Origin of the sequence: Pseudomonas sp. BIGb0164, assembly GCF_024810135.1 — a bacterium.
GTDB lineage: Bacteria > Pseudomonadota > Gammaproteobacteria > Pseudomonadales > Pseudomonadaceae > Aquipseudomonas.
Window position 1 is genome coordinate 260171 of record NZ_JANUEA010000006.1, and the last position, 16657, is coordinate 276827.

At 59.1% G+C, this 16657-nt stretch carries 15 protein-coding genes; 7 read left to right on the top strand and 8 right to left on the bottom strand.

From position 1 onward, the window contains the following. Window positions 1-19: 19 nt before the first annotated feature. The 5 genes from M2394_RS17940 to kdpF all read right to left on the bottom strand — a co-directional run bounded on the left by M2394_RS17940 (window position 20) and on the right by kdpF (window position 7316). Window positions 20-2671, bottom strand: a complete 2652-nt coding sequence (locus tag M2394_RS17940) for a sensor histidine kinase KdpD (RefSeq protein WP_259173352.1) — start codon at window positions 2669-2671, stop codon at window positions 20-22. A gap of 125 nt (window positions 2672-2796) precedes the next feature. Next, window positions 2797-3342, bottom strand: coding sequence for a potassium-transporting ATPase subunit KdpC (gene kdpC / locus M2394_RS17945; protein ID WP_178919916.1), 546 nt, complete (start codon window positions 3340-3342; stop codon window positions 2797-2799). A 111-nt stretch (window positions 3343-3453) separates the two neighbouring features. Continuing rightward, entirely contained in the window at window positions 3454-5511 is a 2058-nt protein-coding gene (gene kdpB, locus M2394_RS17950; RefSeq protein WP_178919915.1) for a potassium-transporting ATPase subunit KdpB, read from the bottom strand. Window positions 5512-5522: 11 nt separating this feature from the next. After that, window positions 5523-7217, bottom strand: coding sequence for a potassium-transporting ATPase subunit KdpA (gene kdpA, locus M2394_RS17955; protein ID WP_259173354.1), 1695 nt, complete (start codon window positions 7215-7217; stop codon window positions 5523-5525). 9 nt (window positions 7218-7226) lie between these two features. Continuing rightward, window positions 7227-7316 (bottom strand): K(+)-transporting ATPase subunit F, encoded by a 90-nt coding sequence (kdpF, locus tag M2394_RS17960; RefSeq protein WP_003218754.1) that lies wholly within the window; start codon window positions 7314-7316, stop codon window positions 7227-7229. 413 nt (window positions 7317-7729) lie between these two features. Here kdpF and eat point away from each other — a divergent pair, with 413 nt between their 5' ends. Then, complete coding sequence (gene eat, locus M2394_RS17965) at window positions 7730-9094, top strand: ethanolamine permease (protein WP_259173358.1); 1365 nt, start codon at window positions 7730-7732, stop codon at window positions 9092-9094. A gap of 110 nt (window positions 9095-9204) precedes the next feature. Continuing rightward, window positions 9205-9372: a DUF2897 family protein gene (locus tag M2394_RS17970; RefSeq protein WP_003172675.1), complete on the top strand. Its 168-nt coding sequence runs from the start codon at window positions 9205-9207 to the stop codon at window positions 9370-9372. Between the two features lie 6 nt (window positions 9373-9378). Here M2394_RS17970 and M2394_RS17975 read toward each other — a convergent pair whose 3' ends face one another. Then, window positions 9379-10227, bottom strand: a complete 849-nt coding sequence (locus M2394_RS17975; protein ID WP_259173361.1) for a DUF1989 domain-containing protein — start codon at window positions 10225-10227, stop codon at window positions 9379-9381. A 14-nt stretch (window positions 10228-10241) separates the two neighbouring features. Then, window positions 10242-10886: a GntR family transcriptional regulator gene (locus M2394_RS17980; protein ID WP_178919911.1), complete on the bottom strand. Its 645-nt coding sequence runs from the start codon at window positions 10884-10886 to the stop codon at window positions 10242-10244. Window positions 10887-11018: 132 nt separating this feature from the next. Between M2394_RS17980 and M2394_RS17985 the strand changes: the two genes are divergently transcribed. After that, window positions 11019-11597 carry a TetR/AcrR family transcriptional regulator gene (locus tag M2394_RS17985; protein ID WP_259173362.1) on the top strand — a complete coding sequence of 193 codons (579 nt, stop codon included), beginning with the start codon at window positions 11019-11021 and terminating at the stop codon, window positions 11595-11597. Window positions 11598-11614: 17 nt separating this feature from the next. On the opposite strand, the gene M2394_RS17990 is transcribed toward M2394_RS17985, so the two are convergent. Continuing rightward, on the bottom strand, window positions 11615-11947 hold the full coding sequence (locus M2394_RS17990) for a ComEA family DNA-binding protein (protein ID WP_259173363.1): 333 nt from the start codon (window positions 11945-11947) through the stop codon (window positions 11615-11617). A 928-nt stretch (window positions 11948-12875) separates the two neighbouring features. Here M2394_RS17990 and M2394_RS17995 point away from each other — a divergent pair. The 4 genes from M2394_RS17995 to M2394_RS18010 are packed head-to-tail and all read left to right on the top strand — an operon-like array spanning window position 12876 to window position 16641. Beyond that, window positions 12876-13286: an FdtA/QdtA family cupin domain-containing protein gene (locus M2394_RS17995; protein ID WP_259173365.1), complete on the top strand. Its 411-nt coding sequence runs from the start codon at window positions 12876-12878 to the stop codon at window positions 13284-13286. Continuing rightward, window positions 13279-13743, top strand: a complete 465-nt coding sequence (locus tag M2394_RS18000; protein ID WP_259173367.1) for an acyltransferase — start codon at window positions 13279-13281, stop codon at window positions 13741-13743. The genes M2394_RS17995 and M2394_RS18000 overlap by 8 nt, the downstream gene beginning before the upstream one ends. Beyond that, window positions 13740-14864, top strand: coding sequence for a DegT/DnrJ/EryC1/StrS aminotransferase family protein (locus M2394_RS18005; protein WP_259173368.1), 1125 nt, complete (start codon window positions 13740-13742; stop codon window positions 14862-14864). Before M2394_RS18000 ends, M2394_RS18005 begins: the two co-directional genes overlap by 4 nt. A 4-nt stretch (window positions 14865-14868) precedes the next feature. Beyond that, window positions 14869-16641, top strand: a complete 1773-nt coding sequence (locus tag M2394_RS18010) for an ABC transporter ATP-binding protein (RefSeq protein ID WP_259173369.1) — start codon at window positions 14869-14871, stop codon at window positions 16639-16641. Window positions 16642-16657: the final 16 nt, after the last annotated feature.

Consider the following 16657-nt stretch of genomic DNA (forward strand, 5'->3'; position numbering starts at 1 on the left):
GTGAAGAAAACAGGGTAGCTCATGCCTCGCGCTCCAGGCCAGGCTGGGTTGGCAGTGGCAGGAACAAGGTGATGCAAGTGCCCCGCCCCTCAATGCCATCAGCCACGCTGATATGCCCGCCGTGGGCACCGACCATGCCCTGGCAAATGGCCAAGCCGAGGCCGGTACCCTGCCCGCCCCGGTCACCCCGGGCGGCGGTGTAGAACATGTCGAAAATCTTCGCGCGCTCGTCTTCAGGAATACCCGGCCCCTCATCGGCCACCGCGAAAAACAGCTGGCTGTCCGCCACCCCGGCGCTCACCTCCAGGCGGCCCTGGGCGGGTGAAAAGCGTGCCGCGTTTTCCAGCACATTGACCAAGGCTTGCTCGATCAGCGCCGCGTGCACGTACAGCAGCGGCAACGCCACGGGCACATCGGCCTTCACCCGCAAGGGCGCCAGCACGGCGCGCAAACGGCCGAGTGCACTGCCCACGATGTCACCCGGAGAGACCCAGTCCCGTGCCAGTTTCAGGGCGCCGTGGCCCAGGCGCGTCATGTCCAGCAGGTTCTGGATGTAGCGATCAAGGCGCTCGGCTTCATCGCGGGTGCCTTCCAGCAGTTCGCGGCGATCCTCCAGCGGAATGGCCTCGCCGAGGGCCAGCAGGCTGTCGATGCTGCCGCGCATGGCCGTCAGCGGCGTGCGCAAATCATGGGACACCGAGGCGAGCAAGGCGCTGCGCAGTTGCTCGGTTTCACCGTGCAGGCGCGCAGACTCCAACTCCTGCGCCAGCTGCGCCCGGGCCAGTGCCTGGGCCAGCGGTTGGCTCAACGCCGTGAGCAAACGACGACGCTGACCGCTCAACTCCAGCCCCGGTTTGGGGCTGACCCCGAGCAAGCCCAGCGGCCCCTCCTCGCCCGACAACGGCCACCACCACCAACGTCCGAACGGCAAGGTGCCGGTGCCCATGCCGGCCGGTTGATCGTGCTGCCACGCCCAATCGGCAGCGGCGCGCTCGGCTTCAGTGAGGTTCAATGCGGCGCCGGTTTCGACCTTCCAGCCGCCCTGCCCGTCACGGTTGACCAGGCACAGGTCCAGGTCACTCCAGCCTTCCAGATGATGGGCGGCGGCACTGATCACCGCCTGGCGGTCGGTGGCCGCCGTGAGTTTGCGCGACAGGTCGAGCAGTTCGCTGGTTTCTTCCTGGGTATCGCGCAGTGCCTGCAATTGCCGGCGTTGGCGTGCGGCGAGGTTGCCGGTCAAGGCCGCCATCAGCAAGAAGAACAGCAGGGTCAGCACGTCCTCTTCACGCTGGATGGCGAAGGAGAAATTCGGCGGGATAAACAAAAAATCGTAGGTCAGGAACGACAGCGCCGCACACACCAGGGACGGGCCCAGGCTGCTGCGCACCGCCACCAGCAACACGGCAGCAAGAAACACCAACGAGATGTTTGGCAACGGCAGCACACTGGCCACCGCCCAGGCCAACGCGGCGGCGATGATGGTCGCCACCACCGCCAGGCCGTAGTCGAACCAGACCAGCCCGCGCACATCCGGCAAACGTGGCGGCGCGGGAATGTCGTCGCTGTCCAGCACGTTGATTTCCAAGCCGCGGGCATTGCGCAACAAGCGCGCGGCCAAACCACCGCCGAACAGGCGCCGACGCCAGCGCATCCGTGACTGCCCGACCAATAACAGGCTGGCGCGGCGTTCGGCGGCGTGCTGGATCAGCGTCTTGGCCACCTCCCCCGCCCGCAGCAACACCACTTCACCGCCCAGCCGCTCGGCCAACTGCTGGGCGTTCTGCAGGCGCAGGCGCGATTGCTCATCCCGCGCCCGGCCGTTATCGACATGCACCAGGCTCCACGGCAGATGCCGGCGCTGGGCCACGCGGCTGGCGTGACGCACCAGGCGTTCGGCTTGCGCATCGCCATCCACGCCCACCAGCAACCGCCCGCGCACGGCAGGTGCTGCCTGCCCGAGTTGGCGATAGCCCTGGGCCAAGTCGTCGTCGACATGGGCGGCGGCGGTTTGCATCGCCAGTTCACGCAGGGCCATCAGGTTGGTCTGGGTGAAGAAGGCCTCGATGGCCGCGCGGGCCTGCTCGGGCACGTAGACCTTGCCGTCGCGCAGACGCTCAAGCAGCTCGCGAGACGGCAGGTCGATCAGCAGCAGTTCGTCGGCCTCTTGCAGCACCCAGTCCGGCAGGGTTTCGCGCACCTGTACGCCGGTGATGCCGCGCACTTGATCGTTGAGGCTTTCCAGGTGCTGGACGTTGACCGTGGTGAACACGTTGATGCCGGCGGCCAGCAGTTCCTGGATGTCTTGCCAACGCTTTTCATGGCGGCTGCCAGGGGCGTTGCTGTGGGCCAGCTCGTCCACCAGCACCAGCTTGGGCTTGGCGGCGAGCAGGCCGTCGAGGTCCATTTCTTCGAGCATCACGCCGCGATATTCACTGCGCAGCAACGGTTGTTGCGGCAGGCCGCCGAGCAAGGCTTCGGTTTCGGCGCGGCCGTGGGTTTCGACCACGCCGGCGATCAGGCGCACGCCTTGGCGCAGCTGAGTGTGGGCGGCCTGGAGCATGGCGTAGGTCTTGCCCACACCCGGCGCGGCGCCCAGGAAGACTTTGAGCCGGCCACGGCCGTCCCGTGGCAGTTCGGCTAGCAGGGCATCGGCGCGGCCGGAGTCGCTCATGCGCGGGGGTTCCTTCAGGTGTTTATCGGGTGTGCTTCAGACCGCCATCGCGGGCAAGCCCGGCTCCCACAAGGGAAAGCATTCCCCTGTGGGAGCTGGCTTGCCTGCGATGGCGGCGCCACTGCCTACAACTTTTCCAGGGCCATGTTCAGCGCCAGCACGTTCACCACCGGCGGCCCGATCAGCGGGCTTTCAATGTGCTCATCCAGCAACCGCTGCAGGGTCGACACCGGTACATTCCGTGCGGCGGCCACTCGCGCCAGTTGATAGGCAATCGCCTGTGGAGGCAAGTGTGGATCAAGACCGCTGCCGGAGGTAGTCAGCGAGACCAGGGGCACCGGCCCCTGGCCAGGTACCAACTGTTTGCTGGCATCGTCGAAGATGCGTGTGGCCAGCGCCGGGTTGCTTGGGCCCAAGTTGCTGGCGCTGCTGGAAACAGTGGCGAAAGCACCGGCCGAGGGGCGTGGATGGAACCAGGTGTCGCCGGTAAAGTCTTGGGCGATCAGGCTGGAACCCCGCACCTTGCCGCTGGCGTCGTGCACCAGGCTGCCATTGGCCTGATCAGGGAAGGCCACCTGGGCGACGCCAGTCACCACCAGCGGGTAGGCAACGCCGGTGATCAGGCTCATGAGCACCAGCAGGCTCAGGGCTGGGCGGATGATGTTAGACATTTCAACTTCCTCACATTAGATCTGTAGGAGCCGGCTTGTCGGCGATGGCGGTGGGTCAGTTGCACCGCGTCGGACCGATCGCCGGCAAGCCGGCTCCTACGAGAGTTAGGGTTACACCAGGTGCAGCGCCGTCAGCAGCATGTCGATGGCCTTGATGCCCACGAACGGCACCAGGATCCCGCCCAGCCCGTAGATCAGCAGGTTGCGACGCAGCAACGCTGCCGCACTCGCCGCCTGCACGCGCACGCCGCGCAGCGCCAGGGGAATCAGCACCACGATGATCAAGGCGTTGAACACGATGGCCGAGAGAATCGCGCTCTGCGGGCTCTGCAGGTGCATCACGTTGAGCACGCCCAGTTGCGGGTAGATCGAGGCAAACAGCGCCGGCAGGATCGCGAAGTACTTGGCCACGTCGTTGGCGATAGAGAAGGTGGTGAGCGCGCCACGGGTCACCAGCAATTCCTTGCCGATCTGTACCACGTCCAGCAGCTTGGTCGGGTCGCTGTCGAGGTCGACCATGTTGGCGGCCTCACGGGCGGCCTGGGTGCCGTCGTTCATGGCCATGCCGACGTCAGCCTGGGCCAGCGCCGGGGCATCGTTGGCACCGTCGCCACACATCGCAACCAGGCGGCCGTCGTTCTGCTCATGGCGAATGCGCGCGAGCTTTTTCTCCGGGGTGGCTTCGGCCAGCACGTCATCCACACCGGCTTCAGCGGCAATCGCGGCGGCGGTCAGCGGGTTGTCACCGGTGACCATCACGGTGCGAATCCCCAGCTTGCGCAACTCGGCGAAGCGTTCACGGATGCCGGGCTTGACCACGTCTTTGAGGTGGATCGCGCCCAGCAATTTGCCATCGGCACACACCAGCAACGGGGTGCCGCCGCTCTGGGCGATCTTGTCGATTTCACGCGACAGCGCGGGCAGCAGGTCACGACGCTGTTGGCCGATAAACGTCAGCAGCGAATCCACGGCGCCTTTACGGAACACACGGCCTTGGTAATCCACGCCGGACAACCGCGTTTCCGCACTGAACGGCACGGAGGTCAGCTGGTCCAGGGTCGGTTCGGCCTGAGGGTGCAAGGCGCGCAGGTATTCAACAATGGATTTGCCTTCCGCCGTGTCGTCCGCCAACGACGCCAACAGCGCGCCCTCGGCCAGGTCCCGGCCACTGACACCGGGCGCTGCGATCACCGCCGCACAGCGACGGTTGCCAAAGGTGATGGTACCGGTCTTGTCCAGCAGCAACACGTGCACGTCGCCCGCCGCTTCCACCGCGCGACCGGATTTGGCGATCACGTTGAGGCGCACCAGACGGTCCATGCCGGCGATACCGATGGCCGACAGCAAACCACCGATAGTGGTAGGAATCAGCGTCACCAGCAGTGCGACCAGGAACACCAGCGGCAAGCTGCCACTGGCGAAGTGGGCGAACGGCTGCAGGGTCACCACCACCAGCAGGAAGATCAGCGTCAGGCCGATCAGCAGGATATCCAGCGCGACTTCGTTGGGGGTTTTCTGGCGCTTGGCGCCTTCGACCAGGGCGATCATGCGGTCAAGGGTGGACTCGCCCGGGTTGGCAGTGATGCGGATCAGCAGCCAGTCGGACACCAGGCGGGTGTTGCCGGTGACGGCCGAACGGTCGCCACCGGACTCACGGATCACCGGCGCGGATTCACCGGTAATCGCCGCTTCGTTGACCGCCGCGATGCCTTCGATGACCTCGCCGTCACCGGGGATCATTTCCCCGGCGGCGACGCGCACTACATCGCCTTTGCGCAGGCTGGTGGCCGGCACCACCTTGAAGCTGCCATCGGCCTCCTTGCGCCGGGCGCTCAGGCCTTCGCTGCCGGCCTTGAGGCTGTCGGCACGGGCCTTGCCGCGACCTTCGGCCAGGGCCTCGGCGAAGTTGGCAAACAGCACGGTGAACCACAGCCATACGGCGATCTGCACCGCAACGTAGGTGGGCACTGCTGTGTCGGGCACAAAGCACAACACGGTGGTGAGGATGGCGGTCAGTTCGACCACCAGCATGACCGGCGAGCGTTGCAGTTGGCGCGGATCCAGCTTGACGAACGCCTGGACCAGCGCAGGGCGCCACAGGGCAGAGATGGCGGTTTTGGCAGGCTCCTGGGTTTGCACGGGAGCTGCGTTTTTTGCAGGCATATTCATTTTCATATCCCTCAGAAGCCCATGCTCAGGTGTTCAGCAATCGGGCCCAGCGCCAGGGTCGGCAAGAACGTCAGGCCGCCCACCAGCAAGATGGTCACAGTCAACAGCGTCACGAACAGCGGGCCATGAGTGGGGAAGCTGTTCTGGCCAATCGGAGCGGTCTTCTTCATCGCCAGGCTGCCGGCCAGCGCCAGTACCGGCAGGATGTAGCCGAAGCGGCCGATCAACATGCCCAGGCCCAGCATCAGGTTGTGGAACGTGGTGTTGGCACTGAAGCCGCCGAACGCCGAGCCGTTGTTGGCACTCGCTGAGGTGTAGGCGTAGAGCAACTGGCTGAAACCATGGGGACCGGGGTTGCTGATAGCGCCCGCCGGACCAGGCAAACTGGCGGCGATGGCACCCAGCACCAAGGTGCCCACCGGCATCACCAGCAAGGTCACCACCAGCAATTGCACTTCCTTGGCCTGAAGTTTCTTGCCCAGGTATTCCGGTGTGCGGCCGATCATCAGGCCGGCGAGGAACACGGCGATCAGCACATTGAGCAACATGCCGTACATGCCGGCGCCGACACCGCCGAAGATCACTTCGCCAACCATCATGTTGACCAGCGCCACCATGCCGCTGAGGGGGTTGAGGCTGTCCTGCATGCCATTGACCGAGCCGTTGGACGCCGCCGTCGTGGTCACCGACCAGAGCACCGTGCCAGTGGTACCGAAGCGTGCTTCCTTACCTTCCAACGGTGCGGTTTGCTCGACGGCAGGGTTATTCAGCGTCGGGTTGGGCTGGTACTCGGCCCACAGCGAGGTCGCACCGCCGATCAGGAACAGCGCCAGCATGCAGCCGAGGATCGCGCGGCTCTGACGCAGGTCTTTGACGTAGTGGCCAAACGTAAACACCAGTGCCACCGGGATCAGAATGATCGCCGCCAGCTCGAACAGGTTGGCCCAGGCTGTCGGGTCTTCAAAGGGGTGGGCCGAGTTGACGCCGAAGAAACCACCGCCGTTAGTGCCCAATTGCTTGATCGCAATCTGACTGGCAGCCGGGCCCAGCGGAATCACTTGATCCACGCCCTGCATCGTCACGGCATCAACGTAATGAGCGAAGGTTTGCGGCACGCCCTGCCACACCAGGTACAACGCCAGCACCAGGCACAATGGCAGCAGGCCATAGAGGGTGGCGCGGGTCATGTCGACCCAGAAGTTGCCCAGTGTCTTGGTGGACTTGCGACCAATCCCACGGCACAACGCGACCAGGACGGCGAGCCCCGTGGCGGCGCTGACGAAGTTCTGCACGGTCAGGCCAACCATCTGGCTGAGGTAGCTCAGGGAAGCCTCACCGCTGTAGGACTGCCAGTTGGTGTTGGTCATGAAACTGATCGCAGTGTTGAAGGCCAGGGTCCATTCCTGGCCCGGCAATTTCTGCGGGTTCAGTGGGAGATAGTCCTGGAACAACAGGATCGCGAAGAGCAGCACAAAGCCTGCTAGGTTGAATGCCAGCAAGGCCAGCGTGTATTTCTGCCAGCTTTGTTCTTGATGCTCATCCACGCCCGACAGGCGATAACAGGCGCGCTCCACCGGGCCGAGCACCGGCGTGAGCCAGGTGCGCTGCCCTTCCATCACCTTGTAGTAGAACCGCCCGAGGAACGGTGCCGGCACCAGCACCACCGCAAAGAAGGCGATGATCAGCCAATAGTCATAACTGTGCATGGCCCGCTCCTAGTTCCGATCCGCGCGTAACAGCGCAACCAGCAGATAAATGAACAGCGCCACGGCCAATAGCAGTGACACCCCGTCCAGAACGCTCATGGAAGTCTCTCCGTTTTGCGGCGATTGCCGCGTGTGGGGCAATTGTCGGCAGGAGTGGCGTAAAGGAACGAGAGCGAGGGTATGGGTGGGGCGTAAAGACGGCGTAAAGAGTGGGTTTATGCGGGGTTTACAGGGGGATTTATGGTGAGTTTGAGGGCCTCATCGCGGGCAAGCCCGGCTCCCACACCTGGCTGCGTTTGACCAGGATATGCGCGCTCCACTGTGGGAGCGGGCTTGCCCGCGAAGGCGCCCGTTCAGTCACCAGCGCCCCTATCTGGTGCAACGCTGGAAAATTTCAAACGCCAAACCGTCGTACTGGCGACAGTTGCACCGCTTTACGACAATGATTCTCAGGCTGGCATGCCCACTGCAACACCTTGAATCATTCCAACCGGTTCAGGGAGAGCAACACGATGAACACACAACTCAAACCCACTTTAGGCACCCTGCATTTGTGGGGCATTGCGGTCGGGCTGGTGATTTCCGGTGAATACTTCGGCTGGAGCTATGGCTGGGGCGTGGCAGGTACGCTGGGGTTCCTGGTGACTTCACTGATGGTCGCGGCGATGTACACCTGCTTTATCTTCAGTTTCACTGAGTTGACCACCGCCATTCCTCATGCTGGCGGGCCGTTTGCCTACAGCCGTCGCGCCTTCGGCGAAAAAGGTGGCCTGATCGCGGGTCTCGCCACCCTGATCGAATTTGTCTTCGCCCCGCCCGCCATCGCCCTGGCCATCGGCGCCTACCTGAATGTGCAGTTTCCGGCACTGGACCCGAAACACGCGGCCGTGGGTGCCTACATCGTGTTCATGGGCCTGAACATCCTCGGGGTGAAGCTCGCAGCAACCTTTGAGCTGGTGGTGTGCGTACTGGCCGTCGCCGAACTGCTGGTGTTCATGGGCGTGGTTGCCCCGGCCTTCAGTTTCAGCCACTTTGCCCTGAATGGCTGGGCGGGCGCTGACACCTTCGGCGCCCCGGCAATTGCCGGGATGTTCGCGGCGATTCCGTTTGCGATATGGTTTTTCCTGGCCATCGAAGGCGCGGCCATGGCGGCCGAGGAAGCCAAAGATCCGAAGCGCACCATTCCAAAAGCCTACATCAGCGGCATCCTCACCCTGGTGCTCCTGGCCATGGGGGTGATGTTCTTCGCCGGTGGCGTAGGCGACTGGCGCACCCTGTCGAACATCAATGACCCATTGCCCCAGGCCATGAAAACCGTGGTCGGCGAGAGTTCCGGCTGGTTGCACATGCTGGTGTGGATCGGCCTGTTTGGCCTGGTGGCCAGCTTCCACGGGATCATCCTCGGTTACTCGCGCCAGTTTTTTGCCCTGGCCCGCGCTGGTTACTTGCCACCTTTCCTGGCCAAACTGTCGCGTTTTCAGACACCGCACCGGGCAATCATCGCCGGCGGCGTGGTCGGCATCGCCGCCATCTACAGCGACGGCCTGATCAACCTGGGCGGCATGACGCTGACCGCAGCGATGATCACCATGGCGGTCTTCGGGGCCATCGTGATGTACATCATGAGCATGCTCAGCCTGTTCAAACTGCGTAAGACCGAACCATTGCTGGAGCGTACCTTCCGGGCGCCGGGCTATCCGATCGTGCCCGGCATTGCGCTGGTGCTGGCGGTGGTGTGCCTGGTGGCCATGGCGTGGTTCAACGCGCTGATCGGGCTGATCTTCCTCGGCTTCATGCTGGCGGGGTTCGTCTACTTCCAAATGACTGCACAGGATCGCGCCGATGCGCCGGCGGATGCGATGTTGACCGGGCTCTGAGTTAACGAGGCGGAACAGGCCTACAATGAACTACTCAGAAAGCCTGTTGCTCAAAGCAGTTATTACCGTGGGAAAATTCTCCCACGGTAATCCGCCTCAAGGAGAGCCTTATGCCGTGGTATGCGTGGTTGATTATGGTGGTCGCGATCGGTTCGATCGTCGGTGGTTTGATGATGCTGCGTGACAGCGCCAACAAAGTGGAACTCACCGACGAACAACGCAAGCGCGTGGCCGAGCGCAACGCCCAGGCGGATGCCAAGGATGCGCAGGACCGCTGAGCCGGTTCACTCCCAAGCCGCTTTAGCAATATGCAAACCGTGCTGCCCTTTATAGGCAGCACGTTCTGGCTGGCTCCAGCCGCTAAGCAACTCGTCCTCCAACCTGTAGATCTCAACCCCCAAAGGACGGCACACCGTCAGCGGGTCCTGCGCTTCAGGCCCCCACATCGGCAGCGACAAATCACCGCCCGGGCACGTGGACAACGCACACAGCAGATCAATCTCGGCAAAAAACTCCAGGTAGTCGCCCTTCTGCGCCGGGCACGCCTTCATGAAGTACATATCGTCATGATTAAGGCCGGTGCATTGGAAAATATTCAGCACGTCATGCACATCAAACTCCGTCAAACCGTGGGGCAATACTGCACGGGTCAGGTTGGAGTGGCAGTGGTGATGGAAGTCTTCGCCGGTGAGCATGCGGTTCACATACGGATCGCAGCGGGTGCCCAGCAGGTCGTGGAGCCGCCCGCCATGCTCGTCGATGCCATAACCGGCCAGGCTGTCATCGGTGATCGTCACCAGCGGACGCAGAAACGGCAGGTTCGACCACAAACGGTCATGGGTACTGACATGAGCGCCCTGCAACTGGCGAGTGCGCGCCGCCCATAGGCGCTCGCGGGGGTCATTGGCGTTCCACACGTTGAAGTCACCCACCTGAGGCCCCACCGGTGTGGTGACCCGAAACACATGCCCGGCCGGCACCTTCCAAGCTTTACCCGTGCGAATCGGCACCTCGAACTGCTCGATCAATTGGCGCTGGTCCTTTCGGTCACGTATGCGTTCGTAAAACGCCGTATCAACCTGCAACGCCGAACCTTTACTGACCTGATAAGCGGCCGGATAGTCTTTGTACATGGGGCAATCCTCCATCAAGGGTGATCAAACAGGGCCAGCGAAAGGCGCTCGGAATCGTGCAAGTACAGCTCCATCGCCTCTTGCGCAGCAGGTTTATTACCGATGGCGAGCAGCGTGTAGATCTCACGGTCGCGCTCGAGCCAGGGCGACTGGAAACGTTGTTCATCGGGCGCGGCACAAAACACCAGGCGCAGTTGCGCGATGACCTGGGCAAAAAACTCATCGAACAACGGGCTGTGCATCAAACCGACGACGTGTTGGTGGAACACCAGGCTGTGGGTCGCCACGGCGCGCCAGTCCTCCCGCTCTCGGGCCAACGTTGTGGCTTCGATGGCGCTCTGCATGCGTTCACACTGTGTTTCAGAAAGCCTGTCGCTCTGGGCGATCGCCTGCAATTCCAGGGTACGGCGCACCCTAAACAGGTCGCGCACTTCATCCCGTTCCAGCCGTCGCACCATGACGCCTTTGTTGCGCACATAACGGGTGAGCCCCTCTTGCCCCAAACGGTGCAACGCTTCGCGAATCGTATTGCGCGACGCGCTATAGACCTTGACCAGGTCCACCTCGACCAGCGCCATCCCCGGCAGTAGTCGCCCGCCGATGATATCGGCACGCAACTCCAGGGCGATCTGGTCGGCTAACGACAAACTGAGCGTCATGACCACCTCATGATTGTTGAACAATCCTATCCCTAGACGTAATCACTTTTCATGCCAACGCCTTGCACGCAGGCTGGATGCGTAAAAAGGTTCAACTCCGTTAGACTGCCCTCACGTTTCCGAGGCGTTTCTATGCGTTACTCACAAGACCACAAGGCCCAGACCCATCAGCGCATCATCAAGGAAGCCTCCGTGCGCTTCCGCCGCGACGGCATTGGCGCGACCGGTTTGCAGCCATTGATGAAAGCGCTGAACCTGACACACGGCGGGTTCTACGCGCATTTCAAATCCAAGGATGAACTGGTCGAAAAAGCCCTGCAGGCTGCGGCGGCAGAACTCGATGCCCATTGCGACAGGCTGTTCAGCCAGGAACGCCCGCTGGAAGCGTTTATCGACAGCTACCTGTCGGAGTGGCACCTGACTTCGCCTGCTGAGGGTTGCCCTTTGCCGACCATGTCTTCGGAACTAGGCCTCAGAGGCCAGCATAGTGCGACCACAGATGCCGTGCTTGGCGCCCGGCTCAAGCAGATCGAGACGGCCCTGGGAGATGACCGTGGTGATGAGCGAGCCTTGGTGATGATGTCGACTCTGGTAGGCGCTTTGGTGTTGGCCAGGAGTGTCGAGAGCCCGGAAATGACAACGCGGATAATGGATGTGGTGCGCGACAGCTTGAAAGCGCTGAACCTCGAGGACGAAAAGACCGGTCAGTGACCGGCCTTTTGAGTGGCTTACTTGATTGCCAGCCTGTCGCGATTCTTCTCCAGCAACGCCTTGCCAATACCTTTCACTTCCAACAACTCATCCACTGCCGTGAAGGGGCCATTGCTTTCACGATAAGCCACGATCGCCTTGGCTTTGGCGGCACCAATGCCGAAGAGGTCACGGCGCAGGGTTTCGGCGTCGGCGGCGTTGAGGTTGACCTTGGCCGATTGGTCGGCCTTGGTGAGCTGGGCGGTGATGGGGGCCGGGGCTTCGGGTTTGACGGAAGGTGCTGCCGTGGCCGCAACGGAGAGAGTGGTGAGGAAGGCGAAGATCAACGAAGAGAGGTAGGTGTTTTTCATTGGTGACGCTCCATGACATCGATAAGAGAAAAGCAGCTTTTCCGAAGCTGCTTTTCCACGTTAGATGAAACATCAACCAAGTCAAAAACCCTCATGTTACAAAGCATGATTCAACGCCATAACGCCATCTTCAAAGTTTCACCTACAAAGCCAAGCGCTATTTTGCTGACCGCTCAGGCAAGTACCTGTCAATAAATTCAGTTTTGTTTAGGGTTCAACGACGTTACAGGAAATGCACAATCCCTGGCCCCGAACCATGTGGTCCATCGCTCGGGACAGGGCCCCATGCCACAAACTTATTTGCTGCACTCACCTGCCCGCTCCAAAGAAGAGACGCAGCCCGCTTCTCAGCTGGCGAGGCTTCAGCCCCAGAGCGATGATGGCTCGCAGGTGAGTCTACCGATACAGTCGAGCTGAATGGATGCGTTTGTCAAAACAGGCTGACGCAAGAGGTCCGCGCGCGCTCAACAACTCACTGGAGCATAGTGGCATCTGGTATATTGCCCGCCTTGAACGGAAGCAGGTCCAACGTGGTGGAGCAGACTCCGAGCATCTGGGATAGACCTGTGATTGACTGGCTTCAGGCCCTACGCCGTGGCGGTAAATCGTCGACGTACCGTTCCAGAGCAGTGTCGCCATTAACGTCTAGCGCATTTGAAGATGAGCGCCGAATGCGTGGGCGACTTATGGGGGGCATCCATCCGGTGGAGGCTCATGGCAGTTCGCCTTTACGAGAGCTTGATCTTTTGATGCTGGAGCGGCGCCGACTCAATGCCCAAGCAGACAAATCACTAAACTTTTCGTGTGCCTCAGGATCACTTAGCGTAGTCTGGAAATTTTCGAATTTTCTTAAAAAAGCCGCTAAAGGCCTGAAAATGCGACGCTTTTTATTTTAAGTCAAATTATCGCAGATGGTGGGATGAGACAGATGAGTTTAATCAAATGGATTGATTTTCCTAGTTTAGGTGATGAAAGAGGGGGTCTGGTAGCTCTCGAAATCGGCATGGAAAAGGCAATCCCCTTTGATATCAAACGTGTCTACTATATTTACCGTACTGCTGAGGACGTTAGCCGAGGATTTCATGCGCACCGCAACTTAAAGCAAGTTGCCATCTGTGTCATGGGAAAACTTAGAATGGTCCTTGATAATGGTTTAGTACGCGAAGAATGCTGGATGGAAAATCCAACAAAAGGAATATTGATCGAAAGCATGGTATGGCGTGAAATGCATGACTTCAGTGATGACTGCATTCTATTAGTACTGGCCAGCGAACACTATGATGAATCGGACTATATTCGTAATTATGAATATTTCTTAGAGGCTGCGAAAAATGCCTAAGATTCACGCGCTGGCGGACGTCAAAAGTGAAAATATAGGGACTGCTACTCGAATCTGGCAATTCAGTATTGTTTTTGAAGGTGCCGCCATTGGCAGCAATTGCAATATTTGCGCACATACCCTCATCGAGAGTGATGTTGTGATTGGCAACAACGTCACCATAAAGTCAGGCGTCTTTTTGTGGGACGGCACCCGCATCGAGGACGATGTTTTTCTAGGCCCTAATGCTACGTTCACCAATGACCCTATGCCAAGATCAAAGGTTTACCCTGAAACATTCACGGGTATAACTATCATGCAAGGGGCCAGCATTGGCGCCAACGCCACTCTGCTGCCGGGCATTACAGTGGGGCGCTACGCAATGGTGGGCGCCGGCGCCGTAGTGACAAAGAACGTTCCAGACCGGGCTGTAGTTATTGGCAACCCCGCAAAAATCATCAGGTATGTTGACAAATGATCAGTTTTCTCGACTTGAAGAAAATAAACGCGTTAATGCGCGAAGAGTTAATCGAGTCTTGCACTCGTGTTATTGATTCAGGCTGGTTTATTGGCGGTAATGAACTTTCCAGGTTTGAAGCCCAATTCGCAGCCTATACACACAGTCAACACTGTATTGGTGTTGCCAATGGCCTGGATGCGCTGAACCTGACACTCCGCGCATGGAAGGAAATGGGCAAACTCAAGGAAGGCGATGAAGTTATCGTCCCCGCCAACACCTACATTGCGAGCATATTGGCCATTACGGAAAACCGGTTGGTACCGGTTTTAGTGGAGCCGGACGCAGCCACCTACAATTTGGACCCTAAGCTTGTCGAGGCAGCCATCACCCCTAAAACCCGGGTGATCATGGCCGTACACCTTTACGGACAACTATGCGACATGACAGCGTTGATGACGCTGGCGCAGCGAAACAACCTGCTTGTATTGGAGGACTCCGCCCAAGCACACGGCGCCCGCCAAAATGGTCGTTGTGCAGGGAATTGGGGGCATGCATCGGGCTTCAGCTTTTACCCCGGGAAAAATCTCGGCGCGTTAGGCGATGCCGGTGCAATCACAACCGACGATGATGAACTGGCTGAAACCCTGAAAGCGCTACGAAATTATGGTTCGCACGAGAAGTACAAAAACCTCTATCAAGGCGTAAATAGCCGTCTCGACGAAATTCAAGCAGCCATGCTGAGCGTCAAGCTCAAGTACTTGGATGAACAGACACAGCGTCGTAGAGACGTAGCCCAACACTACATGGAAGGTATCCGCAACCCGGGTATAACGCTACCGCTAGCAATGGGCACATCTGTGCAAGCCTTGGAAAGCCATGTGTGGCATGTATTTGTTATCCGTTGTGAACGTCGCGATGAACTTCAGGACTACCTGCTCGCCCAAGGGATCCAAACAATCATTCACTATCCACTACCTGCACACCAGCAACAGGCCTATAAAAACTGGGACAGCCGTAGTTACCCTCTTACCGAGGCGATCCACAAACAAGTGCTGAGTCTGCCAATCAGTCCTGTCATGACCCCGTCAGAAGTTGAATGTGTCATTGCAGCTGTCAATAATTTTGCGAGTGAAGTCTGAGCTGATGATTGCATCGTTAATACGACTCTGGAAGTGCCTGACACTAAAGAGAAAGGTACAGCTATCAATCATCCTTGTTCTTATGATCATCGCGTCGTTTGCAGAAGTTCTGAGCATCGGCGCGATCGTTCCATTTCTCGCCGTGCTGATTAATCCAGAAAAAATATTGGATCAGCCGTTGGCCAGCGGCATGTTTACTGCGCTGGGTATAGATCCTGCGGACGGATTACTTCTACCACTTACCGTCATTTTCGCACTGGCGGCTATTTTATCCGGGGTGAGCCGGTTTGTTTTGATGTGGGCCCAGAATCGTTTTAGCTCCGCCGTCGGGAGCGATTTGGCGGGAGGCATATACAAAGCCGTCATACATCAACCGTACAGTATGCATCTTTCGCGAAACAGCAGCGAAGTCATCACCGCTATTTTCAACAAAGTTGACACTGTTGTTCGCGAATACCTCATCCCCACGCTGACAATAGCGAGCTCGGCCTTCATGATGCTCGCGATACTTATCATCGTGCTGGCCATTCAACCCGTTGTTGCTTTCCTTGCTTTTGCCAGCTTTGGAAGCGTTTACATCGCCGTCATTCTCGCGACTAAAAAGCAACTGGGCCGGGACAGCCTTGAGGTAAGCTCCAGCTCTGATAAAGTCCTGAAGTTGCTGAACGAAAGCCTTGAGGGGATTCGTGACGTTATCATCGACTCTTCTCAGTTGAATTACCGGAAAGACTTCGACGCTGCCGATTCAAAATTGCGTCGAGCCAAAGCCAACATACAAATTATCGCAAACGCGCCGCGGTATACGATCGAATCGTTTGGCATGTTGATGGTGGCCGTGTTCGCGTACTGGCTGGCACAACAACCGGGAGGCTTATTAGCCTCGATACCGATGCTTGGGGCACTGGCCTTGGCAGCGCAACGTTTACTGCCAGTATTGCAACAGTCCTACGCTGCGTGGGCATGCATTAAAGGAGCCCATGACTCCTTGCTCGATGTGCTCGACCTACTTCCTGAAACCGACACGCCACCCGACACTGACACTCCACGAGTCCATCAACCTTTCAATGAATCGCTGTCTCTTAATGCCGTATCGTTTCGCTACGGTGAAGACGGGCCCTGGGTTCTTAAGGATATCAATCTCACTATCCCAAAAGGTGGTCGTATTGGGTTGGTCGGGGCAACAGGAAGCGGTAAAAGTACTCTGCTCGACATGTTGATGGGGCTGTTACCGCCCACCGAAGGCAGCTTCCTGGTAGATAACACGCAGGTTACAGCTTCCAATTGTCGCAACTGGCAGGCAAATATCGCACACGTGCCTCAGCTCATATTCCTATCTGACGCCTCTGTGGCCGAAAATATCGCCTTCGGAATACCTTATCAGGACATAGACTTTGAACGCGTTCGACGGGCTGCGGAAAAAGCACAAATGGCCGAGGTTATCGAGTCGTGGGCCAACGGTTACGATACGCCGGTAGGAGAGAGAGGTGTTTTTCTATCGGGAGGGCAGCGTCAACGCATTGCGATTGCCAGAGCCTTTTATAAAGAAGCACAGGTTATCGTCCTGGACGAAGCAACCAGTGCCCTTGACAGTAAAACCGAGCAAGAGGTTATGCGAGCCGTAGAAGGACTGGGAGGGGATATAACATTGATCGTCATAGCCCATCGACTCAACACACTCCAGGGATGTGACACAGTGGTTGAAATAGAGAATGGTGTAATCGTCAAGAGCGGCTCCTACGAATCCCTATGTGGCGCCTCCGTGAAAAAGTCCATATAAGTATCGGCTCTCAATC